Annotated in this window: 30 protein-coding genes; 10 read left to right on the forward strand and 20 right to left on the reverse strand. The window is 67.0% G+C overall.

Annotation, left to right across the window (positions count from 1 at the left end):
- Nucleotides 1-25: 25 nt before the first annotated feature.
- Both yhbY and BN1263_RS05720 read left to right on the forward strand, forming a co-directional pair.
- Complete coding sequence (gene yhbY, locus BN1263_RS05715; RefSeq protein WP_019658872.1) at nt 26-331, forward strand: ribosome assembly RNA-binding protein YhbY; 306 nt, start codon at nt 26-28, stop codon at nt 329-331.
- A gap of 13 nt (nt 332-344) precedes the next feature.
- On the forward strand, nt 345-719 hold the full coding sequence (locus BN1263_RS05720) for an Mth938-like domain-containing protein (protein WP_058980129.1): 375 nt from the start codon (nt 345-347) through the stop codon (nt 717-719).
- A gap of 139 nt (nt 720-858) precedes the next feature.
- Here the strand turns inward: BN1263_RS05720 and BN1263_RS05725 are convergent, their stop codons facing one another.
- Genes BN1263_RS05725 through surE form a run of 4 tightly spaced genes read right to left on the reverse strand, consistent with a single transcriptional unit; the run spans nt 859 to nt 3,724 of the window.
- Nucleotides 859-1,641: a peptidoglycan DD-metalloendopeptidase family protein gene (locus BN1263_RS05725; RefSeq protein ID WP_058980131.1), complete on the reverse strand. Its 783-nt coding sequence runs from the start codon at nt 1,639-1,641 to the stop codon at nt 859-861.
- Nucleotides 1,638-2,252: a YqaA family protein gene (locus BN1263_RS05730; protein WP_019658876.1), complete on the reverse strand. Its 615-nt coding sequence runs from the start codon at nt 2,250-2,252 to the stop codon at nt 1,638-1,640. The genes BN1263_RS05725 and BN1263_RS05730 overlap by 4 nt, the downstream gene beginning before the upstream one ends.
- A gap of 18 nt (nt 2,253-2,270) precedes the next feature.
- Complete coding sequence (locus BN1263_RS05735; RefSeq protein ID WP_010485977.1) at nt 2,271-2,948, reverse strand: protein-L-isoaspartate(D-aspartate) O-methyltransferase; 678 nt, start codon at nt 2,946-2,948, stop codon at nt 2,271-2,273.
- The gene (surE, locus tag BN1263_RS05740; protein ID WP_019658877.1) at nt 2,945-3,724 is read right to left on the reverse strand and encodes a 5'/3'-nucleotidase SurE; all 780 of its coding nucleotides are present in this window, start codon (nt 3,722-3,724) and stop codon (nt 2,945-2,947) included. Before surE ends, BN1263_RS05735 begins: the two co-directional genes overlap by 4 nt.
- 209 nt (nt 3,725-3,933) lie before the next feature.
- Between surE and BN1263_RS05745 the strand changes: the two genes are divergently transcribed.
- The gene (locus tag BN1263_RS05745) at nt 3,934-4,473 is read left to right on the forward strand and encodes a Smr/MutS family protein (RefSeq protein ID WP_019658878.1); all 540 of its coding nucleotides are present in this window, start codon (nt 3,934-3,936) and stop codon (nt 4,471-4,473) included.
- A 123-nt stretch (nt 4,474-4,596) separates the two neighbouring features.
- Here BN1263_RS05745 and truD read toward each other — a convergent pair whose 3' ends face one another.
- The 10 genes from truD to BN1263_RS05795 all read right to left on the reverse strand — a co-directional run bounded on the left by truD (nt 4,597) and on the right by BN1263_RS05795 (nt 12,489).
- Nucleotides 4,597-5,628, reverse strand: coding sequence for a tRNA pseudouridine(13) synthase TruD (gene truD / locus BN1263_RS05750; RefSeq protein ID WP_058980133.1), 1,032 nt, complete (start codon nt 5,626-5,628; stop codon nt 4,597-4,599).
- The gene (gene ispF, locus BN1263_RS05755; protein ID WP_058980136.1) at nt 5,625-6,122 is read right to left on the reverse strand and encodes a 2-C-methyl-D-erythritol 2,4-cyclodiphosphate synthase; all 498 of its coding nucleotides are present in this window, start codon (nt 6,120-6,122) and stop codon (nt 5,625-5,627) included. The genes truD and ispF overlap by 4 nt, the downstream gene beginning before the upstream one ends.
- A gap of 34 nt (nt 6,123-6,156) precedes the next feature.
- A complete protein-coding gene (ispD, locus tag BN1263_RS05760) occupies nt 6,157-6,855 on the reverse strand; it encodes a 2-C-methyl-D-erythritol 4-phosphate cytidylyltransferase (RefSeq protein WP_058980138.1) in 699 nt (232 codons plus the stop codon).
- The gene (ftsB, locus tag BN1263_RS05765) at nt 6,852-7,205 is read right to left on the reverse strand and encodes a cell division protein FtsB (protein ID WP_019658881.1); all 354 of its coding nucleotides are present in this window, start codon (nt 7,203-7,205) and stop codon (nt 6,852-6,854) included. Before ftsB ends, ispD begins: the two co-directional genes overlap by 4 nt.
- 4 nt (nt 7,206-7,209) lie before the next feature.
- Nucleotides 7,210-8,502 carry a phosphopyruvate hydratase gene (gene eno, locus BN1263_RS05770; RefSeq protein ID WP_058980140.1) on the reverse strand — a complete coding sequence of 431 codons (1,293 nt, stop codon included), beginning with the start codon at nt 8,500-8,502 and terminating at the stop codon, nt 7,210-7,212.
- Nucleotides 8,503-8,598: 96 nt separating this feature from the next.
- Nucleotides 8,599-8,847 carry a hypothetical protein gene (locus BN1263_RS05775; RefSeq protein ID WP_260832917.1) on the reverse strand — a complete coding sequence of 83 codons (249 nt, stop codon included), beginning with the start codon at nt 8,845-8,847 and terminating at the stop codon, nt 8,599-8,601.
- Between the two features lie 79 nt (nt 8,848-8,926).
- On the reverse strand, nt 8,927-9,274 hold the full coding sequence (locus tag BN1263_RS05780) for a hypothetical protein (RefSeq protein WP_058980141.1): 348 nt from the start codon (nt 9,272-9,274) through the stop codon (nt 8,927-8,929).
- Nucleotides 9,271-10,101, reverse strand: a complete 831-nt coding sequence (kdsA, locus tag BN1263_RS05785; protein ID WP_019658884.1) for a 3-deoxy-8-phosphooctulonate synthase — start codon at nt 10,099-10,101, stop codon at nt 9,271-9,273. Before kdsA ends, BN1263_RS05780 begins: the two co-directional genes overlap by 4 nt.
- An 89-nt stretch (nt 10,102-10,190) precedes the next feature.
- Complete coding sequence (gene pyrG / locus BN1263_RS05790) at nt 10,191-11,855, reverse strand: CTP synthase (protein ID WP_058980143.1); 1,665 nt, start codon at nt 11,853-11,855, stop codon at nt 10,191-10,193.
- 400 nt (nt 11,856-12,255) lie between these two features.
- Nucleotides 12,256-12,489 (reverse strand): hypothetical protein, encoded by a 234-nt coding sequence (locus BN1263_RS05795; RefSeq protein ID WP_019658885.1) that lies wholly within the window; start codon nt 12,487-12,489, stop codon nt 12,256-12,258.
- Nucleotides 12,490-12,659: 170 nt separating this feature from the next.
- Here BN1263_RS05795 and parE point away from each other — a divergent pair, with 170 nt between their 5' ends.
- The 3 genes from parE to BN1263_RS05810 all read left to right on the forward strand — a co-directional run bounded on the left by parE (nt 12,660) and on the right by BN1263_RS05810 (nt 16,883).
- A complete protein-coding gene (gene parE, locus BN1263_RS05800; protein WP_058980145.1) occupies nt 12,660-14,549 on the forward strand; it encodes a DNA topoisomerase IV subunit B in 1,890 nt (629 codons plus the stop codon).
- A gap of 148 nt (nt 14,550-14,697) precedes the next feature.
- A complete protein-coding gene (locus tag BN1263_RS05805; protein WP_019658887.1) occupies nt 14,698-15,276 on the forward strand; it encodes a GNAT family N-acetyltransferase in 579 nt (192 codons plus the stop codon).
- 110 nt (nt 15,277-15,386) lie between these two features.
- On the forward strand, nt 15,387-16,883 hold the full coding sequence (locus BN1263_RS05810) for a S10 family peptidase (protein WP_058980147.1): 1,497 nt from the start codon (nt 15,387-15,389) through the stop codon (nt 16,881-16,883).
- A gap of 400 nt (nt 16,884-17,283) precedes the next feature.
- Here BN1263_RS05810 and BN1263_RS05815 read toward each other — a convergent pair whose 3' ends face one another.
- Complete coding sequence (locus tag BN1263_RS05815) at nt 17,284-18,405, reverse strand: inorganic phosphate transporter (RefSeq protein WP_019658889.1); 1,122 nt, start codon at nt 18,403-18,405, stop codon at nt 17,284-17,286.
- Between the two features lie 13 nt (nt 18,406-18,418).
- Nucleotides 18,419-19,045 carry a DUF47 domain-containing protein gene (locus tag BN1263_RS05820; RefSeq protein ID WP_004152833.1) on the reverse strand — a complete coding sequence of 209 codons (627 nt, stop codon included), beginning with the start codon at nt 19,043-19,045 and terminating at the stop codon, nt 18,419-18,421.
- Nucleotides 19,046-19,337: 292 nt separating this feature from the next.
- On the opposite strand from BN1263_RS05820, the gene BN1263_RS05825 reads away from it, so the two are divergent.
- Both BN1263_RS05825 and BN1263_RS05830 read left to right on the forward strand, forming a co-directional pair.
- Nucleotides 19,338-20,642: a hemolysin family protein gene (locus BN1263_RS05825; protein WP_005416017.1), complete on the forward strand. Its 1,305-nt coding sequence runs from the start codon at nt 19,338-19,340 to the stop codon at nt 20,640-20,642.
- On the forward strand, nt 20,626-21,285 hold the full coding sequence (locus BN1263_RS05830) for an exopolysaccharide biosynthesis protein (RefSeq protein ID WP_058980149.1): 660 nt from the start codon (nt 20,626-20,628) through the stop codon (nt 21,283-21,285). Before BN1263_RS05825 ends, BN1263_RS05830 begins: the two co-directional genes overlap by 17 nt.
- A 112-nt stretch (nt 21,286-21,397) precedes the next feature.
- Here the strand turns inward: BN1263_RS05830 and BN1263_RS05835 are convergent, their stop codons facing one another.
- The 4 genes from BN1263_RS05835 to BN1263_RS05850 all read right to left on the reverse strand — a co-directional run bounded on the left by BN1263_RS05835 (nt 21,398) and on the right by BN1263_RS05850 (nt 24,581).
- Nucleotides 21,398-21,895, reverse strand: a complete 498-nt coding sequence (locus BN1263_RS05835; RefSeq protein ID WP_058980151.1) for a pyridoxamine 5'-phosphate oxidase family protein — start codon at nt 21,893-21,895, stop codon at nt 21,398-21,400.
- 69 nt (nt 21,896-21,964) lie between these two features.
- Complete coding sequence (locus BN1263_RS05840; protein ID WP_019658893.1) at nt 21,965-22,960, reverse strand: LLM class flavin-dependent oxidoreductase; 996 nt, start codon at nt 22,958-22,960, stop codon at nt 21,965-21,967.
- Nucleotides 22,961-23,161: 201 nt separating this feature from the next.
- Nucleotides 23,162-23,929, reverse strand: coding sequence for a sulfurtransferase (locus BN1263_RS05845; RefSeq protein WP_058980153.1), 768 nt, complete (start codon nt 23,927-23,929; stop codon nt 23,162-23,164).
- A gap of 286 nt (nt 23,930-24,215) precedes the next feature.
- Nucleotides 24,216-24,581 carry a DUF6164 family protein gene (locus BN1263_RS05850; RefSeq protein ID WP_021204401.1) on the reverse strand — a complete coding sequence of 122 codons (366 nt, stop codon included), beginning with the start codon at nt 24,579-24,581 and terminating at the stop codon, nt 24,216-24,218.
- Between the two features lie 71 nt (nt 24,582-24,652).
- On the opposite strand from BN1263_RS05850, the gene BN1263_RS05855 reads away from it, so the two are divergent.
- Both BN1263_RS05855 and BN1263_RS05860 read left to right on the forward strand, forming a co-directional pair.
- Nucleotides 24,653-25,087 carry an FKBP-type peptidyl-prolyl cis-trans isomerase gene (locus BN1263_RS05855; protein WP_058980155.1) on the forward strand — a complete coding sequence of 145 codons (435 nt, stop codon included), beginning with the start codon at nt 24,653-24,655 and terminating at the stop codon, nt 25,085-25,087.
- Nucleotides 25,074-26,321 (forward strand): TIGR03862 family flavoprotein, encoded by a 1,248-nt coding sequence (locus BN1263_RS05860; protein WP_058980157.1) that lies wholly within the window; start codon nt 25,074-25,076, stop codon nt 26,319-26,321. Before BN1263_RS05855 ends, BN1263_RS05860 begins: the two co-directional genes overlap by 14 nt.
- The last annotated feature ends 88 nt before the right edge of the window (nt 26,322-26,409 follow it).

Here is a 26,409-nt window from a genome sequence, read left to right on the forward strand (position 1 = left end):
GCCCCATTCAACCGTCTTTTCCTGCATGTCCATCGCCCTGACCGCCTCCCAGACCCGTTTCCTGCGCGGCCAAGCCCACGACCTGAAGGCCCTGCTGCAGACCGGCGGCAAGGGTGTGACCCCGGCCTTCATTGCGGAGCTGAACGAAGTGCTGGAGCGCCACGAGCTGGTCAAGGTGAAGGTCGCTGCCGAAGACCGCGAGGCCCGTGACGTGATGATCGGCGAGATCGTCGAAGCCACCGAAAGCGCGCTGGTGCAGCGCATCGGCCACGTCGCCGTGCTGTACCGCCCGAGCAGGGAACAGCGCCAGATCGTGCTGCCGCGCGGCTGATCGGCCTACTGCCATGCAGCTGAACCACGAACCGCCGGACTACGCCTACAGCCTGCGCGCCGCCGATGGCCGCTCGGCCAAGGTCAATGACCAGGTGCTGGGCAGCAGTTTCTTCCTGACCCCGGACCAGCTGGTCACGCAATGGCCGGCGGTGAGCGCCACTGCGCTGCAGCTGGCTGACCTGGAGCCGATCCTGGCGCTGAACCCGGCGCTGATCGTGCTCGGCACGGGTGACCGTCAGGTGTTCCCGCCGGCGGCGGTGATGGCCGCCTGCCTGTCACGCGGCATCGGCCTGGAAGTGATGAACAATCCAGCCGCCGCGCGTACGTTCAACATCCTGGCCGGCGAAGGCCGCAAGGTCGCCGCCGCCTTCATTCTCGAAGGCTGACGTGGTGCCGCCGGACATGGCCCGGCGCTACCCTGGATCACACTTGACTCTGTAGCGCCCGAGCCCGTGCTCGGGCGGCGCCGCATCGCGGCGCGGAAAGCCGCCGGGCACGGCCCGGCGCTACCCGTCTCTGCCTGCGTCAGCGCGCCGGCAGATACTGCTGCGGATCGACCGGCTTGCCGTTGTAGCGAATCTCGAAGTGGACCATGTCGCGGTTCGCACCGGTGCGGCCCATTTCGGCGATCTGCTCGCCAGCCTTCACGCTCTGCCCTTCATTGACCAGGCGCTTGCGGTTGTGACCATAGGCCGACAGCCACTGGTCGCTGTGCTTGATGATGATCAGCTCGCCGTAGCCGACCAGGCCGGCACCGGAATACACCACCACGCCATTGGCGGCGGCCTTGACCGGCTGGCCGCTGGTACCGGCGATGTCGACGCCCTGCTTGGTCGCGTCACCGGCCACGTAGCGGCCGACGATCGCGCCATCGGCTGGCCAGCGCCAGGCGATGTTGCTCTTCACCGGCCCGACCGGCGCCGGGGCCGGCGCGGTGCTGCCGCCACTGCTGCCAGCCGAACGCGGCGGGGTGACCACCGTGGTCGGCGCACGGCCGCTGGTGGCCCCCTGCGGATACAGGCGGATCACCTGGCCGGGGTAGATGGTCGACGGGTTGTCCAGACGATTCCAGGCAATCAGGTCGGCCGGGGTGATGTCATGGATGCGGGCCAGCGCATAGATGGTGTCGCCCTTGCGCACCACCACGGTCTGCCCGGGCTTGGGTACCGAGGTCTTCGGCGTGGTCACGCCGCCAGCGTTGCCGCCGCCCGGGCGGACCACGGTGGCGGTACCGCAGGCGGCCAGTGTGGAAACCAGCAACGCCAGCGCGCCGATGCGCACTCCCTTGCTCAGACGATCAGGATTCATGCGAACTTCGACCTCCATACAAGCCAGGCGATCAGCACCACCACCAGCACGGTGGCGATCCAGCCCAGCGGTTCAATCCAGCGACGCAGTGCGGCTTCGGCACGCGCACCACCGATACGGATGACCGCGGCCAGCACGAACACGCGCTTGCCGCGACCGATCAGCATGCTCAGCAGGTACTGCGGCATGGGTACGCCGACGATACCCGATGCCCACGTGAAGACCTTCATCGGGATGGGCATGAATCCGCCCAGCACCAGGAAGGTGAACACCGCCCAGGGCGACTCAGCCATCTTCGCCTGCACGGTGGTGATGCCCTGCTCGATCGCCGGCAGCATGCCCAGCGCTTCGAACAGCGGCTTGATCGCCTCGAAGGCGTAGTGACCCAGTGCATAGCCAACCAGCGCGCCGAGCATCGAGCCGGCCAGGCTGAGGGTGGCGAACCACCAGCCGCGCTTGGGCTGGGCCACGCACATCGGCGCCAGCATCACCTCCGGCATCACCGGGAAAATGATCGCTTCGAAGAAACTCAACACCGTCAGGTAGGTCGGCGCGCGTTCGTGCGCCGCCCACTTCATCGCCCGCTCGTACAGCGGCCCGAAAATCTTCATGCAACCCTGCTCCGTGGATTAGTCGAGCATGCCAGACAGCAGCGGCACGAAGGTGACCGGCGCCAGCACGTGTTGTTCGATGCTGCCGTCGGCCTTGCGGTCCAGCTGCACCAGCGACTGCGCCCCGGGACCACCGACCGGCGCCACCAGCCGGCCGCCCTCGGCCAGCTGCTCGATCAGCGCGTCGACCAGTGCCGGCGCCGCCGCAGTGACCACGATGGCATCGAAGGGACCGTGCTCGGCCCAGCCGACGCGACCGTCGTCATGCTTGGTGCGGATGTTCATGCCCAGCGCACGGAAGCGCTTGCGCGCTTGGCGCAGCAGGTCGCCGATGCGCTCCACGGTGTAGACCTCCAGGCCCAGCGCACCGAGGATGGCGGCCTGGTACCCGGAACCGGTGCCCACTTCCAGCACGCGCTTGGGCGCGACCTGGAGGACCGCTTCGGTCATCCGCGCTACCACCCAGGGTTGAGAGATGGTCTGGCCGTGGCCGATGGGCAGCGCGGTATCCTCGTAGGCACGCGAGGCCAGCGCTTCGTCGATGAACAGATGGCGCGGCACCACCCGGATCGCGTTCAAGGTCGGCTCGTCGACGATGCCGGCTTCGCGCAGGCGGTCGACCAGACGGTCACGCACGCGCTGCGAGGTCATGCCGATACCCACAGCTTCCGGTTGCAGGCGCAGGCGTGGGCTCATGCCGGCTGGTCCAAGGCTGCGCTGAGGCCGCCGACCCAGCTGGCCACCTTCTCCAGCGCCTGGTAGCGGGTGAGGTCGACCTGGATCGGCGTGATCGAGATGTGGCCGGTGCGCACGGCGTGGAAATCGGTACCCGGGCCGGAGTCCTGCTCGCGGCCGGCCGGGCCGATCCAGTACACCTCGTTGCCGCGTGGATCCTTCTGCGCGATGCAGCCTTCGGCACGATGGCGGTTGCCGAGGCGCGTGACCTCGAAGCCCTTGACCTCGCTCCACGGCAGGTCCGGCACGTTGACGTTGAGGATGGTGTCGGCCGGCAGCGGATCGGCCTTGAGCCGTGCAACGATCTCGACCGCGGCGCGCGCAGCGGTTTCGTAGTGCTTCGGATCGTGGTTGCGGCTGACCAGCGACACCGCCACGGCGGGCAGGCCCAGGAAGCGACCTTCCATCGCCGCCGAAACAGTGCCGGAATAGATCACGTCATCACCGAGGTTGGCGACGTTGTTGATGCCGGACACGACAATGTCGGGCTCGAATTCAAGCAGGCCGGTCAGCGCCAGGTGCACGCAGTCGGTCGGGGTGCCGGCCACCGAGACGGTGTAATGGTCGATGCGCTTGAGCCGTATCGGCAGATCCAGCGTCAGCGAGTTGCTGGCGCCGGAGCGATCGCGGTCGGGTGCGACCACCGTAACTTCGTGCCCAGCCTCGCGCAGGACCGAGGCAAGCATCCGGATGCCTGCAGCGTCGACACCATCGTCATTGCTGACCAGGATTCGCATCTTCGATTTAACCGCTTGATTTTCCAAGAATTCGATTCCGTCACCGTGCAGTGTGGGCGGGACCGCCGCGCTCCCCTGCGGAAGCCGTCGACCCTGCAAGCGCATCGTCTATTGTGCCGCATGCGAGCCGCCGGTCCTACCCTGCCGGCGGTCACGGCCGACATCGAACCGTCATAGGCAGACCTGCGCCGGCGGTTTACCCTGTGCGCATGTCGCACCCTGAAGACGAAGATCCCGCCGCGCTGTTCCGTGCGGCCATCGGCGAAGTGACGCCGCTGCGCAAGGATGCCGAGCCGGCACCTGCCGCGCCGCGACCGAAGCCGCGTGCGCGGATGGCCGAACGTGACGAGGCCGACGCCGCCGGCGAGTTCGCCCGGCTGCTGCGCGACAGCACCCCGCTGGAAGCCGGCGATGTGGCCAGCTATCGACGCGACAACCTGCCACCACGCCTGTTCCAGCGCCTCAAGCGTGGCCAGTACTCGGTGCAGGACGAGCTGGACCTGCACGGCGCCACCGCCGCGCAGGCGGAGACGCTGCTGCGCCAGTTCCTGCTTGAAGCGCATGCACACGAATATGGCTGCGTGCGCATCATCCACGGCAAGGGCCTGCAAGCCGATGGCGGTGCGCCGGTGCTGAAGAACTTGGTTGACCGCCTGCTGCGGCTGCGCAACGACGTGCTGGCGTTCCATTCAGCGCCGGCCGGGCAAGGCGGGACCGGCGCGGTACTGGTGCTGCTGGCGCGGCGCTGAAAAAAGGGGATGCCATGAGTCCAGGTAGAGTCGACTGTCAGTCGACTGCTCTTCCAGCGGCAAGCGAATACCCCGCGCTGCGCGCGCAAGTCGACTGACAGTCGACTCTACCGCGCGCCCTGCTCAGGCCTGCGAGGCGTCTTCGACCGGGCCGAGCTCGTGCAGTACAGCGGTGGCGTAGCAGCCCGGCGGCAGCGCGAACGAGAGTTCCAGTACATCACTGGCCAGCCACTGATGCTGCAGCAGCGCCGGGCGCAGGCGCAGCGCGCGGCGCTCCTGTTTCAACCGTGCGTCTTCCAGGCCAGCGCGCAGCGCCTTCGATTCCTCGTCGTCCAGCGCGGCCAGCTCCAGCTCACGTGCAGCGTCGGCGCTGCGCAGCTCGCCTTCGCCCCACAACGGTGCGCTGGGATGGATGTCGAACCGCGCGAGGCGCTCGGCCAGCACGTCGGTGTACGGCTCGGGGCCGAACACGCTGCGACTGCCGTCCAGCATCCACACTTCGCCCTCCAGTGGCTGATCCCAGCTGCCCTGCTCCACGCGCGCGGCCAGCACGCGGTTGAACAGCGCCGAACGGGCGGCAGACAACAGCAGCGAACGCTGGTCCTTGCGCATGCGGCGGCCCCCGAACATCGCCAATGCGGCCGGCACGTTGCCGCCGTCGCGGCCGAAGCGCTGCTCACCGAACCAGTTCGGCAGGCCCCGGCTGGCAATCTGCTGCAAACGCTCACTGATCGCTGCAGCATCGCCCCGCACCTGGCGCAGCACCAGCTTGAAGCGGTTGCCGGCCAAGGCGCCGCGCTGCAGCTTGCGGTTGTGCCAGGTGGCTTCGAGCACTTCGATCTCATCACTGGCCAGCTCGGCCAGATCCGGTGCAATGCGCTTGGGCAGGTGCACGCTGAAGCGCTGGGTGGTGACCGCATGGCGGTCCTTCATGCCGGCGTAGCTCACCGCCATTTCCGGCAGGCCGGCCCACTTGGCCAGCAGCTTGGCCACATGCACGGTGTTGGCACCGCGCTTGCGGATGTGCAGCAGCAGGTGCTCGCCCTCGCCAGTGGCCTCGAACGCCGGCAACTCGTCGACCTGGAAATCTTCCGGCGTGGTGCGGATGCGCGCCGACAGCAACGGCGCACCAAACGCAAGCGGCAGCGGGATCATGCCGCCACCAGCAGCACCACCGCCTGTGCGGCGATGCCTTCTCCACGGCCGGTAAAGCCCAGCTTCTCCGAGGTGGTGGCCTTGACGCTGACCGCATCCAGCGGCAGCTGCAGCAGGTCGCCGATGCGCTCACGCATGGCCAGCGCATGCGGACCGACCTTCGGACGCTCGCAGATCACGGTGATGTCGGTGTTGCCGACGCGCCAGCCACGCTCGCGCAGCAGGCTGTCGCAATGGCGGACGAAATCGCTGCTGTCAGCGCCCTTCCAGCGGTCATCACTCGGGGGGAAGTGCTGGCCGATGTCACCCAGCGCCAGCGCACCGAGCATCGCGTCGCACAGGGCATGCAGGATCACGTCGCCGTCGCTGTGCGCGAGCACGCCGCAGCTGTGCGGCACGTTCACCCCACCGAGCATGATGTGATCGCCCTCACCGAAGGCATGGACGTCGTAGCCCTGGCCGATGCGGACGGGCGGGAACGGTGCGGTGCTCATGGATGCAACCCTTGCAGCAGGGCCGCGCGGGCAATCAGCCGGCGCGGCGGGAAAGTACGAATTCGAACCGGTCGAGATCGGCCGGAGTGGTTACCTTGAAGTTGTCCTCGCTGCCTTCCACCAGCAGCGGGCGCTGGCCCTGGCGCTCCATGGCCATGGCCTCGTCGGTGACTTCGACACCGGCGGCGGCGGCGTCGGACAGCGCGCGGCTGAGCTGGTGGCGGCGGAACAGCTGCGGGGTCAGTGCACGCCACAGGCGCTCCCGCGGCTCGGTGCCATCGATGCCACCGTCATCGCCCGCGCGCTTGAGCGTGTCGCGCACCGGTGCGGCCAGGATCGCCCCGACCGGGTCGGCACGACCGACTTCAAGCAGGCGGCCAAGGTCGGCCAGCGACAGGTTGGGCCGCGCCGCATCGTGGACCAGCACGAATTCATCGGCACGCACCGAGTCCGGCAGGGCCTGCAGCCCGGCCAGCACCGAGGCGGCACGGGTCGCGCCGCCGATGCAGGTCAGCACCGGCTTGCCGGCCCATTCACTCCAGCCAGGCCAGTCACCGTCGTCCTGTCCGATCACCACCATTGCGCCGGCCACGGCCGGGTGCGCCAGCAGCGCGTCCAGGGTATGGGCGAGCAGGATCTGCCCGCCGGCCTGCAGGTACTGTTTGGGCAGCGGGGCGCCGAAGCGGGCGCCACGGCCGGCGGCCGGAACCACCACCCAGATCGCCCCACTCATGGCACGTCCGCCGGATGATCGCCGACCTGGGCGCTGACACCTGCCGCAGGTTGCGCCGGTTGGACCGGCGCATCCTCGACCACACGGTAGAACTTCTCGCCAGGCTTGATCATGCCCAGCTCGCTGCGCGCGCGCTCCTCGATGGCGGACTGGCCTTCCTTGAGGTCCTTCACTTCGGCGGCCAGCGCGTCGTTGCGCTGCTGCAGGCCCTCGTTGTCCCGCTCCTGGTTGGCGACCTGGGCTTCGAGCATCATCACTTCACCCGAATTGCCCGGACCGAACCAGAAGCGGTACTGCAGCCAGCCCAGCAACAGGGCCAGCACCAGCAGCATCCAGCGCCAGTCGCGCATCGGCTCAGCGCTTCAGCGAAACGAACGCGTCACGACCGGCGTAACGCGCGCCGGCGCCGAGGGCTTCCTCGATGCGCAGCAGCTGGTTGTACTTGGCCACGCGATCGCTGCGGCACAGCGAGCCGGTCTTGATCTGGGTGGCGGTGGTAGCCACGGCGATGTCAGCGATGGTGGTGTCTTCGGTTTCACCCGAGCGGTGGGAGACCACGGCGGCGTAGCCGGCACGATCAGCCATGGCGATCGCTTCCAGGGTTTCGCTTAGCGTGCCGATCTGGTTGACCTTGATCAGGATTGCGTTGGCGGTGCCCGAGTCGATGCCTTCCTGGAAGATCTTCGGGTTGGTCACGAACAGGTCGTCGCCGACCAGCTGCACCTTCTTGCCGATGCGGTCGGTCAGCAGCTTCCAGCCGGCCCAGTCGTTCTCGGCCAGGCCATCCTCAATCGTGATGATCGGGTACTGCGCGGCCCAGTCGGCGAGGAAGTCGACGAACTGCTCGGAGGTCAGGCGCTTGTTCTCGCCGACCAGGTTGTACTTGCCGTTCTCGAAGAATTCGCTGGACGCCACGTCCAGGCCCAGCAGCACGTCTTCACCGGCGGTGTAGCCGGCCTTGCCGATCGCTTCGAGGATGGTGTCCAGCGCTTCGACGTTGCTGCGGAAGTCCGGCGCGAAACCGCCTTCGTCGCCCACCGCCGTGCTCAGGCCGTGGCCCTTCAGCACCGACTTCAGCGAATGGAAGATTTCGGTGCCGGCGCGCAGCGCTTCGGAGAACGAGGTGAAGCCGACCGGCAGCACCATGAACTCCTGGAAGTCGACGTTGTTGTCGGCGTGCGCGCCACCATTGATGATGTTCATCATCGGCACCGGCAGCGCCGGGGCCACGCCGGTCTTTGCGGCCAGATACTGCCACAGTGCCTGCTTGCTCGACGCGGCGGCGGCGTGCGCGGCGGCCATCGAAACACCCAGCAGCGCGTTGGCGCCCAGGCGGCCCTTGTTCTCGGTGCCATCAAGATCGATCAGGCGACGGTCGAGGCCGGCCTGGTCGGTGGCTTCAAAACCCTTCAGCGCGTTGGCGATGGTGGTGTTGACGTTGTCGACGGCCTTGCGCACGCCCTTGCCCAGGTAACGGGTCTTGTCGCCGTCACGCAGCTCGACCGCTTCCTTGGTGCCGGTCGAGGCGCCAGAGGGAACCGCGGCACGACCGAACGAACCGTCCTCCAGGATGACTTCGGCTTCCAGCGTGGGATTGCCACGGCTGTCGAGGATTTCACGGGCGTGGATGCTGCGGATCGTACTCATGGTCGGGCCGGTTACCTGTCTGGAGAGGGGGCGACAAAACGAATGCCGCGTGATTATCCCCGGCTGCCCGCCACTTGCCAAATGGCGTGGGCGCCGTCAGGCCAGAGTGGCCCCGATCACCATCAGGATCAACGACACCATCACCACCAGCAGGCCACCAGCAATGGCCGCCACTACGCCGCCGCGGCGGCAACGCCAGGCCATCACCGTCGCCACCAGGCTGCCAACGAAGGACAGCACGAGCATGGCCAGTGCAGCCCAGATCCAGTACTGCATGGCCTGCATGCCATGGCTGCCATCCCCGGGCGAACCGAAACTGGCGGCGAAGGCGAATACAGCTGCCACCAGGCCGGCCCAGGCAAGAACAGCCAGCGCCAGCGCGATCAGGCCCAGGGCCGATCACGGGTTGCCAAGGTCGCATTCATCAGAACAGCCCGTAGAACAGGGCACCAAGCCACAGCGACAGCAGGATGATCGCCAACCCGGCGGCCACCTTGCCACGATTCAGGCGCCACGCAAGCACGGCGGAGACGACGCATCCCACGGCAGCCAGCAGTTCCCCCGCCAGCAGCGCAAGGAAGTACGCGCGCAGATTGAGCGTGGTGCTGCCATCACCCGGCGGGCGCGCGGACGCGGCGCCGATCAGCACCAGACCGAACATGCCCACGGTGAACAGCACGGCCAGGCCCAGTGCGATCAGGCCCCAGGGCCACTGTTTCCAGTGCCGGCGGCGGCGCTGGTTTTCCAGCGCCAGCCACGGGTCACGACTCACGCGAAGCGCGAGAAGCCGTGCTTCTTGGTCACCGCGTCCAGTTCCATCAGGGTCTCGAGCAGGGCTTCCATCTGGTCCAGCGGCCATGCATTGGGGCCATCGGACAGGGCCTTGGACGGGTCCGGATGGGTCTCGGCGAACAGGCCGGAGATGCCCACCGCCACGGCGGCACGGGCCAGCACCGGCACGTGCTCACGCTGGCCACCGGAACTGGTGCCCTGCCCGCCCGGCAGCTGCACCGAATGGGTAGCGTCGAACACCACCGGGCAACCGGTCTCGCGCATCACCGCCAGCGAACGCATGTCGCTGACCAGATTGTTGTAGCCGAAGCTGGCACCACGCTCGCAGACCATGATCTGCTCGTTGCCGGTGGCCTTGGCCTTCTCCACGACCGGCTTCATGTCCCAAGGCGCCAGGAACTGGCCCTTCTTGATGTTGACCGGCTTGCCGGCCGAGCACACCTTGCGGATGAAGTCGGTCTGGCGGACCAGGAACGCCGGGGTCTGCAGCACGTCCACCACCGAGGCCACTTCGTCCATCGGGGTGTACTCATGGACGTCGGTGAGCACCGGCACGCCGATCTGCTTCCTGACCTCGGCCAGGACCTTCAGGCCCTCCTCCATGCCCGGGCCGCGGAAGGCGGTGCCCGAGGTGCGGTTGGCCTTGTCGAAGCTGGACTTGAAGATGAAGTTGACGCCGAGCTTGCCGGTGATCTCCTTCAGCTTGCCGGCGGTATCGAGCTGCAGCTGCATCGACTCGATCACGCAGGGGCCGGCGATCAGGAACAGGGGCTGGTCCAGCCCGACCTCGAATCCACACAGTTTCATGGCGTTTCCTTGTTGTCCGCAGCACCGGCCGGGCCGGTGCGCTGGGGGTTGAAGCATGCAGGATGGGGGCCCACGCCCCCATTCACAAGTCAGTCGCGCGCTTCGGAAAGCAGCTTGCCGCCCGCCTTGCGCTCGCGCGCGGCACGGATGAAACCGATGAATAGCGGGTGGCCGTCGCGCGGCGTGGACAGGAATTCCGGGTGCGCCTGGCAGGCCAGGAACCACGGGTGGGCATCGCGCGGCAGCTCGACCACTTCCACCAGGGTGTCGTCCATCGACTTGCCCGCGATCACCAGGCCCGCATCTTCCAGCTGGGTGCGGTAGCGGTTGTTGAACTCGTAGCGGTGGCGGTGGCGCTCGGCGACCACGTCCTTGCCGTACAGCTCGCGGGCCAGCGTGCCCGGCTTCAGGCGTTGTTCCTGCAGGCCCAGGCGCATGGTGCCGCCGAGGTCGCTCTTGTCGTCACGCTTCTCGACATCGCCGCTGGCGGTGCGCCATTCGGTGATCAGGCCGATCACCGGGTTCGGCGACTGGCGATCGTTCTCGGTGCTGTTGGCACCTTCCAGGCCGACCACGTTGCGCGCGTAATCGACCACTGCCGCCTGCATGCCGTAGCAGATGCCGAAGTACGGCACCTGCTGCTCGCGGGCGAACTTCGAGGTCAGCACCTTGCCTTCAAAGCCGCGGTCACCGAAGCCACCCGGTACCAGGATGCCGTCGACATCGGCCAGTGCAGCCATGTCGGTGCCTTCCAGGTCCTGTGCTTCCAGCCACTTCAGGTTGACCTTGGTGCGCTGGCGCAGGCCGCCGTGCTTCAGTGCTTCGCCGACCGACTTGTAGGCGTCCTGGTGGTCGACGTACTTGCCGACCACGGCGATGGTCACTTCATCCAGCGGGTGCAGGGTCGCGTCGACCGCGTCTTCCCACATCGAAAGATCGACCGGACCGGCCTTGTCGGCCAGCTTCAGCTGGTTGACCACGATTTCGTCCAGGCCCTGTGCATGCAGGCCCGACGGAATGCGGTACAGCACGTCGACGTCCGGCACGCTGATCACCGCGCGCTCGGAGACGTTGGTGAACTGGGCGATCTTGCGGCGCTCCGAATCCGGCACCGCCTGCTCGGAGCGGCACAGCAGCACGTCCGGCTGGATGCCGATCGAGCGCAGCTCCTTCACCGAATGCTGGGTCGGCTTGGTCTTCAGCTCGCCGGCGGCGCCGATGTACGGCACCAGGGTGAGGTGCATGAACAGCGCCTTCTCCGGGCCACGTTCGGTGCGCACCTGGCGGATCGCCTCCAGGAACGGCAGCGACTCGATGTCGCCCACGGTGCCGCCGATCTCGACCAGTGCCACGTCGTAGCCTTCGGTGGCTTCGTCGATGCAGCGACGGATCTCGTCGGTGATGTGCGGAATGACCTGCACGGTCGCGCCCAGGTAGTCGCCGCGGCGCTCCTTGCGGATCACGTTCTCGTAGATGCGGCCGGTGGTGACCGAATTCTTGCGGCTGAGGCGGGTGCGCACGAAGCGCTCGTAGTGGCCCAGGTCGAGGTCGGTCTCCGCGCCGTCGTCGGTGACATAGACCTCACCGTGCTGGAACGGGCTCATGGTGCCCGGGTCGACGTTGATGTACGGATCGAGCTTCATCATCGTGACCTTCAGGCCACGGGCTTCGAGAATGGCGGCCAGCGACGCGGCGGCAATGCCTTTGCCGAGCGAGGACACCACGCCGCCGGTTACGAAAATCAAGGGAGTCATGGCTGCAAGCATCCTGTCTGGAAATGGAAAACGGCAGCACCACGCGCACCCGGAGGGCGGGCATGGTGCTCAGAGGGGGTTTTCCGGTTCGCTGAGGCAGCGAGGGAGGTGCGGATCCGTGCGGCGGCAGGCGCCGGACCGGAACCATCGTGCGAGGTCGGGGCGGCCGTGCCGGCCAAATCGACCGTCACCTGCGACCCGCCATGCTGGAAGCCACGCTTGGCCGCTCCAGCCCATTCGCAAATGGTGGACACGCACTTACTCCCGGAAAGCCATAGTTTACAGATTGATGGCCGCCAACCCAAGGGGCAGACGCCACGTTCCCAAAAAGAAACGCCCCGCTGAGCGGGGCGTTCCGGAGCGCAACCCTTGTCGCAAGGGCGCCTGGCAGGCTGCAGGATCAGCGCTTCTTGCGCGCTTCCTCTTCCTCTTCCTGCTGCGGGGCCGGCTGGCCCTGCGCCTTCATCTGGGCATTGGCCTGGGCCCGGCGCTTGGCCTTTGCATCGGCCTCGGCCTGGGCCTTGTCGGCCTGATCACCCTGTTGCGGGGCCGACTGGCCGGCGTTCTGCGCCACCACCAGCGGCACTGCAACGGCGGCAGCGGCCAGGATCGCAATGGTCAGCAACTTCTTCATGGAGTCCTCCTCGCGGTATGGCTTGGACGTTCTGATCCAACGGAGCGCCGGCGTTCAGATTCCAGCGGCTGCCATTTTACCCCCTCTGCGTCGCCGAGACTGAACCGCAGGCGTGCAAAATCCCGTGCCAGACCCCACACTTGCCCGTCGCTCCAAGCTTTCGAAGACAGATGAACGCCCGTTATAACGCCGCCGATATTGAAGTCCTGTCCGGCCTTGACCCGGTCAAGCGCCGTCCCGGCATGTATACCGACACCGCGCGCCCGAACCATCTGGCGCAGGAAGTGATCGACAACTCGGTGGACGAGGCCCTCGCCGGCCACGCCCGCTCGATCGAGATCACCCTGTACAAGGACGGCAGCGTGGAGGTCAGCGATGACGGCCGCGGCATGCCGGTGGACATCCATCCGGAAGAAAAGATCCCGGGCGTCGAGCTGATCCTCACCCGCCTGCATGCCGGCGGCAAGTTCAGCAACAACAACTACACCTTCTCCGGTGGTCTGCACGGCGTCGGCGTCAGCGTGGTCAACGCGCTGTCGACCCTGGTGGAAGTGCACATCAAGCGCGACGGTGCCGAACACCGCATCACCTTCCGCAATGGCGACCGCGCCACACCGCTGGAAGTAGTTGGCAGCGTCGGCAAGAAGAACACCGGTACCCGCGTGCGCTTCTGGCCGGATCCGAAGTACTTCGATACGCCGAAGTTCGCGGTGCGCGCGCTCAAGCACCTGCTGCGCGCCAAGGCCGTGCTGTGCCCGGGCCTGACCGTGAAGCTGACCGATGAAGCCACCGGTGAAGTCGATACCTGGTACTACGAAGACGGCCTGCGCGATTACCTGAAGCTGGAGCTGGGTGATCGCGAGATGCTGCCGGCCGAGCTGTTCGTCGGCAGCCTGAAGAAGGACACCGAGGTCGTGGACTGGGCAGTGGCCTGGCTGCCGGAAGGCGAGCTGGTGCAGGAAAGCTACGTCAACCTGATCCCCACCGCCCAGCACGGCACCCACGTCAACGGCCTGCGTACCGGCCTGACCGAGGCGCTGCGCGAGTTCTGCGACTTCCGCAACCTGCTGCCGCGTGGCGTCAAGCTGGCCCCGGAAGACGTGTGGGACCGCGTGTCGTTCGTGCTGTCGCTGAAGATGACCGACCCGCAGTTCAGCGGCCAGACCAAGGAACGCCTGTCCTCACGCCAGGCGGCCGGCTTCATCGAAGGTGCCGCCCATGATGCCTTCAGCCTGCTGCTCAACCAGAACGTGGAGCTGGGCGAGAAGATCGCGCAGATCGCCATCGAGCGCGCCAGCGCCCGCCTGAAGACCGAAAAGCTGGTCGTCCGCAAGAAGGTCACCCAGGGCCCGGCCCTGCCCGGCAAGCTGGCCGACTGCATCAGCCAGGACCTGTCGCGCACCGAGCTGTTCCTGGTGGAAGGTGATTCGGCAGGCGGCAGCGCCAAGCAGGCCCGCGACAAGGATTTCCAGGCCATCATGCCGTTGCGCGGCAAGATCCTGAACACCTGGGAGGTTTCCTCCAACAGCGTGCTGGCCTCGGAAGAAGTGCACAACCTGGCGATCGCGATCGGCTGCGACCCGGGCAAGGACGACATCAGCGGCCTGCGCTACGGCAAGGTCATCATCCTGGCCGACGCGGACTCCGACGGCCTGCACATCGCAACACTGCTGACCGCGCTGTTCCTCAAGCACTTCCCTGCGCTGGTCGATGCCGGCCACGTGTTCGTGGCCATGCCGCCACTGTTCCGCATCGACGTGGGCAAGCAGGTGTTCTATGCCCTGGACGAGGAAGAAAAGCGCTCGATGCTGGACAAGATCGAACGCGAGAAGATCAAGGGCGCCATCAACGTGACCCGCTTCAAGGGCCTGGGCGAGATGAACCCGCCTCAGCTGCGTGAATCGACCATCCACCCCGATACGCGCCGGCTGGTGCAGCTGACCGTGGACGATCGCGAGCAGACAAGTTCGCTGATGGACATGCTGCTGGCCAAGAAGCGCGCCTCCGACCGCAAGGGCTGGCTGGAGAGCAAGGGCGACCTGGCGTCGCTGGAAGTCTGATGCCGGTACGGGGCCGGACCCGTTTCCTGCCGCGAAACGGCTCTGGCCCCATCGCCCGGTAGTGCCGGTTCATGCGCCCCGGCCATTCCACCCCCATCGGCAAACCCGGCGGCGCCATAATGCGCGTCCATCCGTGTGGACCAACGTATTGGCCAGCCACTCCCTGCTGTTTCCCGGCCTGCCGCTGCACAGCGCGCGCCTCGTCCTGAGCCCGATCCGCCGCGACGATGCGGCCGCCCTGTTCGCAATCCAGTCCGATCCGGACGTGATGCGGTTCTGGAACCATCCTGCATGGACACGACCGTCCGAGGCACGCGCGCAGATCGACGATGACCTGGCGGCACAGGCCACCGGCACCCAGCTCAAGCTGGCCGTGCGCGAAACGCTGGACGGCCCGTTGCTGGGCATCTGCGTGGTGTTTGCGTTGGACCGCGATGCGGCACGCGCCGAGATCGGCTACCTGCTGGCACCGGATCGCCAGGGCCAGGGCTACATGCACGAGGCCCTGCAGCAGGTACTGGCCTACCTGTTCGGCACCCTCCACCTGCATCGCGTGGAAGCCGAGATCGACCCGCGCAACGCACCCTCCGCGCACGTGCTCGAACGCCTGGGCTTCCGCCGCGAGGGAGTGCTGCGCCAGCGCTGGCGGATCCAGGGGGAACTGGCCGACTCGGCCGTCTATGGCCTGCTGGCCGATGACGAAGCGGCCGCCACCCTGCCCGCTTGACCCAATCTGGCCAGTAGCGGGCTCAACGCACGGCCATGCCTTTGGACACATACGACATGGGCCGCCACCGGCCTAGCATCGGAATCCCCTTCCGCTGCCCACCCGGTGCCATGAAGTCCCTGCTGCACACTGCCGCGCTCTGCGTCGGCCTGCTCATCGCCCCAGCCAGCGTGCTGGCCGCGCCTGATGCCGACGCCAAGCCCGATCCGAAAGACGACAAGACCGAGGCACCTGCGTTGCCCGCAGACGCCTCAGCCCGCCAGAGCATGCGCCTGGCCGGCCGCACCCTGGACTACACCGCCACCGTCGGCACCCTGCCGGTACGCGATGCCAAGGGCAAGGTGATCGCCGATGTGGTGTTCACCGCCTACACGATGCCGGGCAAGGACCGGCCGGTGACCTTCGCGCTCAATGGCGGCCCCGGTGCGTCGTCGGTGTACCTCAACATGGGCGCGATCGGGCCCAAGGTGGTGACCTTCGGCTCCGAGGGTGACAGCGCGTCGGCGCCGGCCACGCTGCACGACAACCCCGGCACCTGGCTGGACTTCACCGACCTGGTGTTCATCGATCCGGTCGGCACCGGCTTCAGCCGCGCGCGGATCGGCGACGATGAAGCGAAGAAGGCACTGTACAACCCCAGCGCCGACATCGAATACCTGTCACGCTCGATCTACGACTGGCTGCTGCGCAACCAGCGCATGGCGTCGCGCAAGTACCTGACTGGCGAGAGCTACGGCGGCTATCGCGGCCCGCGCATCACCCACTACCTGCAGACCCGGCTGGGCGTGGCGATGAACGGCCTGGTACTGGTCTCGCCGTACCTGAGCCCGACCCTGGAAGACAACGCCGATGTCTCGCCGATGGCGTGGATGCAGACCCTGCCGTCGATCGCTGCCGCGCACCTGGAGCGCCAGGGCAAACTGACCGATGCAGCGATGCGCGAAGTAGTGGAATACACCCGTGGCGACTACGCCACCGCCTTGATGAAAGGCCGTAGCGATCCGCAGGCAACCGAGGCGATGCTGCGCCGGGTGACCGAACTGACCGGGCTGGACCCGCAGTTCGTGCGCCGTGCCGGTGGCCGGCTGGAAACCCAGGCCTACCTGCGGGAAGTGTTCCGCGACAAGGGCACGCTGGGCAGCCGTTACGACTCCAACGTGACCGCGTTCGATCCATTCCCGAACGATCCGGAGCAGCGCGCCAACGATCCGCTGCTGGACAGCATCATCGCGCCGACCACCACGGCGATGGTCGACTTCGTGACGCGCGTGGTCGGCTGGAAGGTGGATGCGCGGTACCAGGCGCTGAACTACGACGTGAACCGGCTATGGGACCGCAATGGCGAGCTGCGCGATGGCGCGGTGACCCAGCTGCGCCAGGCCGTGGCGATCGACCCGCACCTGCAGGTGCTGATCGTGCATGGCTGGAACGACCTGTCGTGCCCGTTCATGGGTTCGATCCTGACCGTGGACCAGATGCCGACGATGGGCAGCAATCCGGACCGGGTGCAGGTGCGGAGCTATCCGGGCGGGCACATGTTCTACAGCCGGACGGACAGCCAGGCGGCGTTCCGGAATGACGTGAAGGCGCTGTTCCAGCGCAACTGATTGATGGTGGTGGCCGGGCCTGCGGCCCGGCCCCCGCCGGATCAACGGCAACTGCAACTGCAACGGCAAAAGCAGGGTTTCCGTGGGTTGGCGAGGTGGGATGGGCAGGCGGGGGACGGCAAAAACTGCTCCTGCGTGCCTCGTAGAGCGCCATCCATGGCGCTCTGCGCCCCCGCCTGCCCACCCCACCCCGCCTTCGACAGTTTCCGGGCGCTGTTGGTAGGTGCCGACCGTTGGTCGGCACGGGGGTGGATCCCGTTGTTTGGCAACGGGCTCTGACCCTGGTTCTGCTCTGGTAGGTGTCGACCTTGGTCGACACGGTGGGTGCGGAAAAATTCTTGCCCATGAAAAAGCCCGCCTGATATGGCGGGCTTTTTCGTTTGCAACCCTGGCGTGGCGATCAGGTCCAGCCGAACAGTTCGAACAGCTTCAGGATCAGGTACGCACAGCCGCCGGCCGCCGGGATGGTCAGGATCCAGGCCCAGACGATGCGCTCGATCACGCCGAACTTCAGCGAACGCGGGTTCTTGGCGAAGCCGACACCCATGATCGCGGTGGAGATGCTGTGCGTGGTCGAGACCGGCATGCCGAAGTGGGCCGCCAGGGTCAGGATGGTGGCCGAGCTGGTCTCCGCGGCGAAGCCGTGGATCGGGTGCAGCTTGACCATCTTGTGGCCCAGGGTCTTGATGATTTTCCAGCCACCCGAAGCGGTACCGGCCGCCATCACCACCGCGCAGGTCAGCACGATCCACATGGCGATGCCGTCACCGGCGTGCGCGTCCGGGTGCATGAAGGCCAGCCAGGACGGCAGATCGTTCAGTGCGCCGGTGGCTTCGGCACCAATCAGGGTCATCGCGATGATGCCCATGGTCTTCTGCGCGTCGTTGTGGCCGTGGGCGAAGCCCATGTAGGCCGCCGAGGCGATCTGCGCCTTGCCGAAGAAGGCATTGACGATGCGCGGGCGGGCCAGGCGGCCGATGGCGCCACCGACCTTGGCCAGGCCGGCGATCAGCGCCCACAGCAGCACCATCACCACGATGCCGAGCAGGAAGCCGGCGATCGGCGAGGTGATCATCGGCACGAACACCTTCCACAGCAGGCCCTTGTTCTGCGCCCAGCTGCCCAGGCGCTCGGACCAGATCAGGGCATCCCAGTTGTTGTGGGCCGCAGCCAGGCCGGCGCCGCAGAGGCCGCCGATCAGCGCGTGCGAGGACGAGGACGGCAGTCCCTTCCACCAGGTGATCAGGTTCCAGATGATGCCGCCCAGCAGCGCGCACAGGATCACCTGCGGGGTGACTTCCACCACGTTGGTGTTGAGCAGGCCCGAGGCGATGGTCAGCGCCACTGCCGTACCGGTCAGCGCACCGATGAGGTTCATGAAGGCGGCCAGCATCACCGCCCAGCCGGGCGAGAGCACCTTGGTCGCCACTACGGTGGCAATGGAATTGGCAGTGTCGTGGAAGCCGTTGATGAACTCGAAGACGAGCGCGGCCAGGATCACTACCAGGACAAGGGTCAACATGCGGCGGCGTCCGTCAGCTGTTCTTCAACACGATCTGGTACGCCACCACGCCAGCCTCGCGGCAACGGTCGATGGCCTTTTCCAGGATCTCGAAGAATTCCTTCAGCAGGAACATCTGCAGGTTGTCCAGGCGACCGGAGTAGATGTCGCGGTACAGCTCGAGCATCAGACGGTCGGCCTCGTTCTCCAGCGAGCGCAGCTTCTCGTTCAGCGCGGTCATCCGGTCCAGGTTCATGTGGCGCAGGTCGGCCACCATCTCCACCACCACGCCGGCGGCCTGCTCCAGCATCGCCGCGCGCGGCGCGAAGTCGATGTGCTCCAGGTGGGTCGTGGCCAGCGAATAGCGATCGGCGAACTTCTCGATCTGCTTCGGAATCTTGTACAGGGCCGAACCCAGCGCTTCGATGTCTTCGCGCTCGATGGGGGTCATGAAGCTGTCCACCAGCGCCTGGCTGATCTTGTCCGAGGCCGCGCGTTCGCGCAGGCGGGCCAGCTTGAAGGCGTCCAGCGCGGGCTGGCGGTCGGCCTCGCGCAGCATGGAATGCAGCGCCTTGGCGGCATCGGAAGCCGCGACAGCAGCCTCATCGAGCAGGGTGTAGAACTGTTTGCCGGAACCGAAAATGGTCTGCAGAGAGAACATTGAGAAACCTGTCAGCCGTCGCGGGAAGGACGGCACCAGAGCGAATTATGACGGCTAGATGACCATCACGGGTATCCCCGCGCCCTTTCCGGGCTCTGGGAGCCCCAACCTGAACAGGCGGTTGCCACCCTGCCACGCCCCTTTGCTAAGATGCCAGCGCGCCTTCAGGCGCACCTTATGGACGACGACCCTTATCCCCCTGCGCCGCGCCGGACCCCGTTCCTGAGCGCCTGCCGCCATCGCAAGCACCTGCCCTCCCTGCCACCAACCGGGGACGACGCCCGTGTTTGAAATGATCCTGATTGTCTTCGCGCTGGTTCTGCTGAACGGCTTCTTCGCCATGTCCGAGATGTCGGTCATGACCTCGCGCAAGAGCCGCCTGAAGCAGATGGCCGCCACCTCCAAGCGCGCCGCCAAGGCGCTGGAGCTGTCGGAGAAGCCGGAGAGCTTCCTGTCCACCGTGCAGATCGGCATCACCGTGATCGGCGTACTCACCGGCTACCTCGGTGGTGATGCGATCGGCGACGCGATCGCCGGCTGGCTGCAGGGCCTGATGCCCGGCTTTGCGTACGCGCGCGAAGTAGGCACCGCCCTGGCGGTCTCGCTGATCACCTTCATCACGCTGATCTTCGGCGAACTGGTGCCCAAGCGCCTGGCCCTGACACGTTCCGAGGCCATTGCCGGACTGGTCGCGATGCCGATGAGCTGGCTGGCCAGGCTCGCCCTGCCCTTCGTCTGGCTCCTGTCCAAGACCACCCAGCTGGTACTGAAGGTGCTGGGCCTGGGCAAGGACGAGGCCGCGCAGGTGACTGAAGAGGAGATCCGGATGCTGGTGGCCGAGAGCCACGAAGCTGGCGTGATCGACGCCCACGAGCGCGACATGATGAACCGCGTCATGCGCCTGGGCGACCGCACCGCCGACAGCCTGATGACCCCGCGCAACCGCATCGCCTGGCTCGACACCCAGGCCGGGCTGGAGCGCAATCTGGACATCATGGCCGAGCACGAGTTCTCGCGGTACCCGGTGTACCGCGACAACGACATGGACGTGGTCGGCGTGCTGGAGCTGAAATCGCTGGCCACGCGCATGGCGCGCGGGGACAACGCGCTGTTCCAGACCCTGCGCGAACCGCTGTACGTGTCCGAATCGACCCACGCGATGAAGCTGCTGGAGATCTTCCGCGAGGAGCAGCAGTCGATGGCGCTGGTGGTGGACGAGTACGGCGAGATCCAGGGCCTGGTGACCATCAGCGACCTGATGGGCGCCGTGGTTGGCCGCCTGCAGGCGGTGGAGAATGCCGATGAAGACGCACTGGTGGTGACCCGCGAGGACGGCTCGCTGCTGGTCGACGGCTCGCTGCCGATCGAGGACCTGCGCGAGCTGATCGGAAGCAACGACCTGCCCGATGCCGAGGATGGCGACTACTACACGCTGGCCGGCATGTGCATCCATTACTTCGGCCGCATCCCGCACGCAGGCGAGTACTTCGACTGGGCCGGCTGGCGCTTCGAGGTGGTCGACCTGGACGGTGCGCGGGTGGACAAGCTGCTGCTGCGCACGTTATCCGACGAGCAGGCCGATGAGCTCACCGCCTGAGGCCGGCCAGGGCCAGGGCGCGCAGCGCCCGACCTACCGCAACGAGGGCATCCGCACCCTGCTGGAGATGTTCGCCTCCGGCGATCCCGCCGAGCACATGCCGCTCGGCCAGATCCTCAGCAACCTGCAGCAGAGCGCGTTCGGCGTGTTCCTGTTCGTGGCGATCCTGCCCTCGTTCATCCCGATCCCGGGCATGGGGGGTGCGGTCAGCGGCCCACTGGTGGTCCTGATCGGCCTGCAGATGCTGTGTTGCCTGCGCCGCCCCTGGCTGCCCGGTTTCATTGCCCGACGCGGGCCGAAGCGCGGCACCATGCACCGCTTCCTGGACCGTATCGATCGCCCGTTGCGGCGGCTGGACAGGATGCTGAAGCCACGCCTGCCGCAGCTGCTGACACCGCTGCCCGCACACGCGTTCACTGGCCTGCTGCTGGTGTTGCTGGGCCTGCTGCTGTCGTTGCCGATTCCGTTCACCAACTTCCTGTTCGGCTTCCAGCTGCTGCTGTTCTCGCTGGCGCTGCTGGAACGCGATGGTGCGCTGATGCTGTTCAACTGGATCGCCGCACTGGTGGCGATCGCGTTCTTCGGCTTCAGTTCGGGGCAGCTGGTGGGCTATACACTGGAGCTGTTCCAGCGCTGGTTCTGAAGCGGCATCCGGTAGAGCCGGCCGCTGGCCGGCTGCCACGTTTCCAGGGTTGTCGGCCAGCGGCCGGCACTACCGACATCGGGTAGATCCACGCCACGCGTGGATGCAGCAATCACCGAAGGTCGATGAAACCGTTGTCGGCCAGCGCCGCCGGTTCGTCCTGCACCGCCGACAGCACGAAGCTCAATGCCTTGCCCAGCAGCGTGCCCGGGCCATCCCAGTATTCGGCGCTCTCGGCGCGCACGTGGATCAGGCGCAGGTTCGGATCATCCTTGCCACCCGGGAAGAACAGTTTCATCGCCGGCGACCACAGCTCCTCGACCTTCGCGCGGTCATCGACGACGCGGGCACGCCCGGCCACGGAGACATAGGTGTTGTTCGAGGGCGAGGCATACGCCACGTTGACCCGCGGGTCGAGCGCGATCTCGGCCACCTTCGGGCTGTCGGCGGTGATGACGAACCACAGGTCGCCGTCAAAGGCGACCTGCTGGGTGGCCAGCGGCCGACTGTAGAGCCGTCCGTCGACGCCGGTGGTGGTGAACATGGCCACCTCCACATCCTTGATCAGTTCGGCCAGCTGGTTGACGTGTTCGGCGCGAGTGTCGGCCATGTGGGGGACTCCATCGGAATGAGCCCCCATCAGACCGGGCACGGCCGCAACAGCCCGTGACGCAATTGTTCAGCCCGCGTGGCGGGCGTGCCAGGCCTGCATGGTCAGTTCGAACGAGCGCAAGCGCGCGCGGTGGTCGTACAGGTTGGCGGTGAGCATCAGCTCGTCGGGCTTGTGCCGTTCGACAAACGCGGCGATGCCCTCCCCGACCTGCTGCGGATCGCCCAGCACGGTGCAGGCCAGCGCCCGCTCCACCCCCAGTTTTTCGTGCGGCTCCCAGAAGGACTCGATGTCGTCGATCGGTGCCGGAATCTTGCCCGGCCGGCCACGACGCAGGTTGACGAAACTCTGCTGCTGGCTGGTGAAAAGGCGGCGCGACTCCGCCTCGCTGTCGCTGGCAACGACGTTCAGGGCCAGCATCGCGTGCGGCTGCTTCAGCGCCGCCGAGGGGCGGAACTCGCGGCGGTAGACAGCAAGGGCTTCGTCCATCGCGTCGGGTGCGAAGTGCGAGGCGAACGCATACGGCAGGCCCATCGACGCGGCCATGCGCGCGCCGAACAGGCTGGAACCGAGGATCCAGGTCGGTACCCGCAGGCCGCCACCTGGAACGGCCTGCACCGCCTGCCCCGGCTGAACCGGCTCGAAGTAGTGCAGCAGCTCGCGCACGTCCTGTGGGAACTGGTCCGCGCTGTCGAAGTAGCGGCGCAATGCACGCGCGGTCGGCTGGTCAGTACCCGGTGCGCGGCCCAGGCCCAGGTCGATCCGGTCCGGATACAGCGAGGCCAGCGTGCCGAACTGCTCGGCCACCTGCAGCGGGGCATGGTTGGGCAGCATGATGCCGCCGGCACCGACCCGGATGCGCCGGGTACCGCCGGCGACATGGCCGATCAGCACGGCGGTGGCCGCACTGGCGATGCCGGGCATGTTGTGGTGTTCGGCCAGCCAGTAGCGGCGGTAGCCCAGCGCATCGGCGTGCTGGGCCAGTTCCAGCATGTTGGCAAAGGCGGTGGTGGTGTCACTGCCCTCGCAGACCGGGGCCAGGTCAAGGATCGACAACGGGATCATCAGGCGTTTTTCCGTCACAGGATCCCCCATGCATGGGGACGACCCGGCGCAGCGGCCAGTGCCGGTGGCAGGATGCTGATTCCCGCAGCGCGGGTCCACGACTGGCTGCGCTTGATTCGGTAGAGCCGGCCGCTGGCCGGCCGGCAACGTGCCCTGGCAGCCGGCCAGCGGCCGGCTCTACCGGGGAATCGACATCCCGGCTTAGAACGCGCTGGGGCGCGGATCAGGCAACGGCTGGTCGACCATCGGCTTCAGTTCCGCATCCAGCGCAATGCGCTCATCGAACACGAAGCAGCGGCCTTCGTAGCCTTCGCCGCCCACTTCCTCGAAGTAGCCGAGGATGCCACCGTCCAGCTGCAGCACGTTGTCCATGCCGTCGTTGACCATCCACAGCGCCGCCTTCTCGCAGCGGATGCCGCCGGTGCAGAAACTGACCACGGTGCTGTCCTTCAGTGCTTCGCGGTGCGGCACCAGCGCCTCCGGCAGGTCGGTGAACTTGTGGATGGGCAACACCAGCGCATCCTTGAAGGTGCCGTACTCCACTTCCTGCAGATTGCGCGTATCGAGCATCACCACCGGCTTGCCGGCATCGTCATGCCCCTGCCGCAGCCAGCGCTGCACGGTGGCCGGATCGACCGCCGGCGCACGCGGATAGTCCAGCGGCTGGCCGTCATCACGGCGGAAGCTGATGATCTCGTCCTTCACCTTGGCCTTCAGCCGGGCGAACGGCTGGTGCTCGCTGAAGCTGGTCTTGACCCGCATATCGGCAAAGCGCGCGTCAGAGCGCAGCGCTGCGTAGAAACCCTCGACCGCCTCTGGCGCACCCGCCAGGAACAGGTTCAGCCCCTCGCCCGCCACCAGGATCGTGCCGCGCAGCTGTGCCGCCTCGGCACGCGCCAGCAGCTGGTCACACAGGGCCTGAGGGGCGTCGATGACGGCGAAATGGTAGGCAGCGGTATTGGCGATCACCCCGCCATTTTAGCGCCTCCCGCCCGCACAGACAGATTCAGGGGTCAGTGCCCTCTGCGCAGCAGAGGGATCCGACCCCAAGCCCGGCAGACACCCGGAATCTGTCAGGGGTGGGGCGGTGTGGGCAGGCGGGGCGCAGAGCGCCATGGATGGCGCTCTACGAGGCACGCAGGAGCAGCGTTCGCCGTCCCCCGCCTGCCCACACCGCCCCACCCTCCCACTGAAGCCCGGCTTTTGACGTCGCCGTTGCGTCTGCGGGTGCCGGGTGCAACCCGGCCGAAACCCCTTACCCCCGCAACAGCACGAACGGCAGCAGCACCAGCGCAGCGGCAGCGGCCATCCCCAGCAGCACCAGCATTACGAACAGCGGCCGCCGCCGGAACAGGCTGCCGAAGGTCTCCGCCGTGCCATCACGCAATGCCTGCTCACGCTCGGCACGGATGCGCGGCCCGCGTTCGGCCTGGTACTCCGCCATCAGCGCCTTCGCACGTGGATGATCGGCGTCCTCGCGCAGCCACAGGCCTCCGTTGGAAATGCCCCAGGGGCTGGGTTCGGTGCGGTACCAGGCGATGCCGTGCTGGTCGAGCAGCGTGCAGACATCGGCGTACTCGTCGTCACCGACATTGCGCAGATTGAGCAGGAGTTTTGCCATGTCCCCATGATACCCGGCGCCGATGCGCTACCCTTTGCCGCCCTCGACCTGCGCCCTACCGGAGACGCCCGATGCGCCGCCTGCTGCTTCCCCTGCTGCTGTCCCTCGCCGCCGCTGGCTGCTCGACCGAACCGTCCGGCCCGCCGCCCGGCGGCACCCTGACCGCCTTCGAGCGGATCGATACCGTGCCAGGTACCGGTGCTGAAGCCGTTCCCGGCAGCAAGGTCACCGTGCACTACACCGGCTGGATCTACGACAACCGCACCGAAACCAAGCACGGCAAGACATTTGACAGCTCCTTCAGGCACGGCGAACCGTTCACCTTCGCACTCGGCGCCGGCCAGGTCATCCGCGGCTGGGATGAAGGCGTGGCCGGCATGAAGGTCGGTGGCAAGCGCACCCTGATGATCCCGCCGGATTACGGCTACGGCGACCGCCGGGTTGGCCCGATTCCGGCCGGCTCGTCGCTGGTGTTCGATGTCGAGCTGCTCGATGTCAAACCGTAATGCCGCACCGCTTCCGCGGGTCGCCGTCATCGGCGGCGGCCCGGCCGGCCTGTTCGCCGCCGAGCGCCTGCGCGCCGCCGGTCTGGAGGTGGACTTGTACGAGGCCAAGGGTTCGCCCGGCCGCAAGTTCCTGATCGCCGGCAAGGGCGGGCTCAACCTCACCCATTCCGATCCGCGTCCGCTGTTCGACAGCCGCTACCGCGAGCAGTCCACGACCGTGGGCCGCTGGCTGGATGGCTTCGATGCGCAGGCATTGCGCGACTGGGCCGGCGGCTTTGGCGTGGAGACCTATGTGGGCAGCTCCGGCCGCGTGTTCCCGGTCGACCGCAAGGCCGCGCCGCTGCTGCGTGGCTGGGTGCGCCGGCTGAAGGAACAGGGTGTGCGCCTGCATGCCAACCACCGTTGGATCGGCTGGGGCAACGACGGCGCGCTGCGCTTCGCCACCGAAGCCGGCGAGATCGATGTCCACGCCGATGCCACCGTGTTGGCGATGGGCGGCGGCAGCTGGCCGCAGCTGGGCAGTGACGGCGCCTGGGTCGCGCCACTGCAGGCCCGTGGCGTGGACATCGCGCCACTGCAGTCAGCCAACTGCGGCTTCGACGTGGACTGGACCCCGTTCTTCGCCCAGCGCAATGCCGGTGCACCGTTGAAGCCGGTGGTCGCGCACTGGATCGACCTGGCCGGACAGCCACAGTCGCTGCAGGGCGAATGCGTGGCCAGCGAGTACGGCATCGAAGGCAGCCTGATCTATGCGATGGCGGCGGACCTGCGCGAGACCATCAACCGCGAGGGCCACGCGATGCTGTGGCTGGATCTGGTACCGGGCCGCGACGAGGTGCGCCTGCTTGCCGATCTGTCACGCCCACGCAAGGGCCGCAGCTTCGGCGAGCACCTGCGCCGCCAAGCCGGCCTGGATGCAGTGAAAGCCGCATTGGTGTTCGAGATTCTGGGTAAAGAAGCGGGCAGCGACCTGCCTGCCGTGGCGGCTACGCTCAAGCGCCTGCCGCTGTGCCTGCTGCGTCCCCGGCCGATGGCCGAGGTGATCAGCACCGCCGGCGGCGTGCGCCTGGATGCGCTGGATGATGGCCTGATGCTGCGGGCAGTGCCCGGCGTGTTCTGCGCCGGCGAGATGCTGGACTGGGAAGCGCCGACAGGTGGCTACCTGTTGACCGCGTGCTACGCCAGTGGCCTGCGTGCTGCGGAAGGCGTAATCAGGTGGCTGGCCGGGCGGTGACGCCTGCCTTGTAGCGTCGAGCCATGCTCGACGGCGTTACCTGTAGAGCCGAGCCCATGCTCGGCTTGAATCCAACGCCGGGAAAGGT

The organism is Stenotrophomonas thermophila (assembly GCF_001499715.1).
In the GTDB taxonomy this organism is placed as follows: Bacteria; Pseudomonadota; Gammaproteobacteria; order Xanthomonadales; family Xanthomonadaceae; genus Stenotrophomonas; species Stenotrophomonas hibiscicola.

Bases quoted from the DNA above. Each gene is read 5' to 3' on its own strand.
- yhbY (WP_019658872.1), top strand. From the start codon at position 26: ATGTCCATCGCCCTGACCGCCTCCCAGACCCGTTTCCTGCGCGGCCAA.
- BN1263_RS05720 (WP_058980129.1), top strand. From the start codon at position 345: ATGCAGCTGAACCACGAACCGCCGGACTACGCCTACAGCCTGCGCGCC.
- BN1263_RS05725 (WP_058980131.1), bottom strand. From the start codon at position 1,641: ATGAATCCTGATCGTCTGAGCAAGGGAGTGCGCATCGGCGCGCTGGCG.
- BN1263_RS05730 (WP_019658876.1), bottom strand. From the start codon at position 2,252: ATGAAGATTTTCGGGCCGCTGTACGAGCGGGCGATGAAGTGGGCGGCG.
- BN1263_RS05735 (WP_010485977.1), bottom strand. From the start codon at position 2,948: ATGAGCCCACGCCTGCGCCTGCAACCGGAAGCTGTGGGTATCGGCATG.
- surE (WP_019658877.1), bottom strand. From the start codon at position 3,724: ATGCGAATCCTGGTCAGCAATGACGATGGTGTCGACGCTGCAGGCATC.
- BN1263_RS05745 (WP_019658878.1), top strand. From the start codon at position 3,934: ATGTCGCACCCTGAAGACGAAGATCCCGCCGCGCTGTTCCGTGCGGCC.
- truD (WP_058980133.1), bottom strand. From the start codon at position 5,628: ATGATCCCGCTGCCGCTTGCGTTTGGTGCGCCGTTGCTGTCGGCGCGC.
- ispF (WP_058980136.1), bottom strand. From the start codon at position 6,122: ATGAGCACCGCACCGTTCCCGCCCGTCCGCATCGGCCAGGGCTACGAC.
- ispD (WP_058980138.1), bottom strand. From the start codon at position 6,855: ATGAGTGGGGCGATCTGGGTGGTGGTTCCGGCCGCCGGCCGTGGCGCC.
- ftsB (WP_019658881.1), bottom strand. From the start codon at position 7,205: ATGCGCGACTGGCGCTGGATGCTGCTGGTGCTGGCCCTGTTGCTGGGC.
- eno (WP_058980140.1), bottom strand. From the start codon at position 8,502: ATGAGTACGATCCGCAGCATCCACGCCCGTGAAATCCTCGACAGCCGT.
- kdsA (WP_019658884.1), bottom strand. From the start codon at position 10,101: ATGAAACTGTGTGGATTCGAGGTCGGGCTGGACCAGCCCCTGTTCCTG.
- pyrG (WP_058980143.1), bottom strand. From the start codon at position 11,855: ATGACTCCCTTGATTTTCGTAACCGGCGGCGTGGTGTCCTCGCTCGGC.
- BN1263_RS05795 (WP_019658885.1), bottom strand. From the start codon at position 12,489: ATGAAGAAGTTGCTGACCATTGCGATCCTGGCCGCTGCCGCCGTTGCA.
- parE (WP_058980145.1), top strand. From the start codon at position 12,660: ATGAACGCCCGTTATAACGCCGCCGATATTGAAGTCCTGTCCGGCCTT.
- BN1263_RS05810 (WP_058980147.1), top strand. From the start codon at position 15,387: ATGAAGTCCCTGCTGCACACTGCCGCGCTCTGCGTCGGCCTGCTCATC.
- BN1263_RS05815 (WP_019658889.1), bottom strand. From the start codon at position 18,405: ATGTTGACCCTTGTCCTGGTAGTGATCCTGGCCGCGCTCGTCTTCGAG.
- BN1263_RS05820 (WP_004152833.1), bottom strand. From the start codon at position 19,045: ATGTTCTCTCTGCAGACCATTTTCGGTTCCGGCAAACAGTTCTACACC.
- BN1263_RS05825 (WP_005416017.1), top strand. From the start codon at position 19,338: ATGATCCTGATTGTCTTCGCGCTGGTTCTGCTGAACGGCTTCTTCGCC.
- BN1263_RS05830 (WP_058980149.1), top strand. From the start codon at position 20,626: ATGAGCTCACCGCCTGAGGCCGGCCAGGGCCAGGGCGCGCAGCGCCCG.
- BN1263_RS05835 (WP_058980151.1), bottom strand. From the start codon at position 21,895: ATGGCCGACACTCGCGCCGAACACGTCAACCAGCTGGCCGAACTGATC.
- BN1263_RS05840 (WP_019658893.1), bottom strand. From the start codon at position 22,960: ATGATCCCGTTGTCGATCCTTGACCTGGCCCCGGTCTGCGAGGGCAGT.
- BN1263_RS05850 (WP_021204401.1), bottom strand. From the start codon at position 24,581: ATGGCAAAACTCCTGCTCAATCTGCGCAATGTCGGTGACGACGAGTAC.
- BN1263_RS05855 (WP_058980155.1), top strand. From the start codon at position 24,653: ATGCGCCGCCTGCTGCTTCCCCTGCTGCTGTCCCTCGCCGCCGCTGGC.
- BN1263_RS05860 (WP_058980157.1), top strand. From the start codon at position 25,074: ATGTCAAACCGTAATGCCGCACCGCTTCCGCGGGTCGCCGTCATCGGC.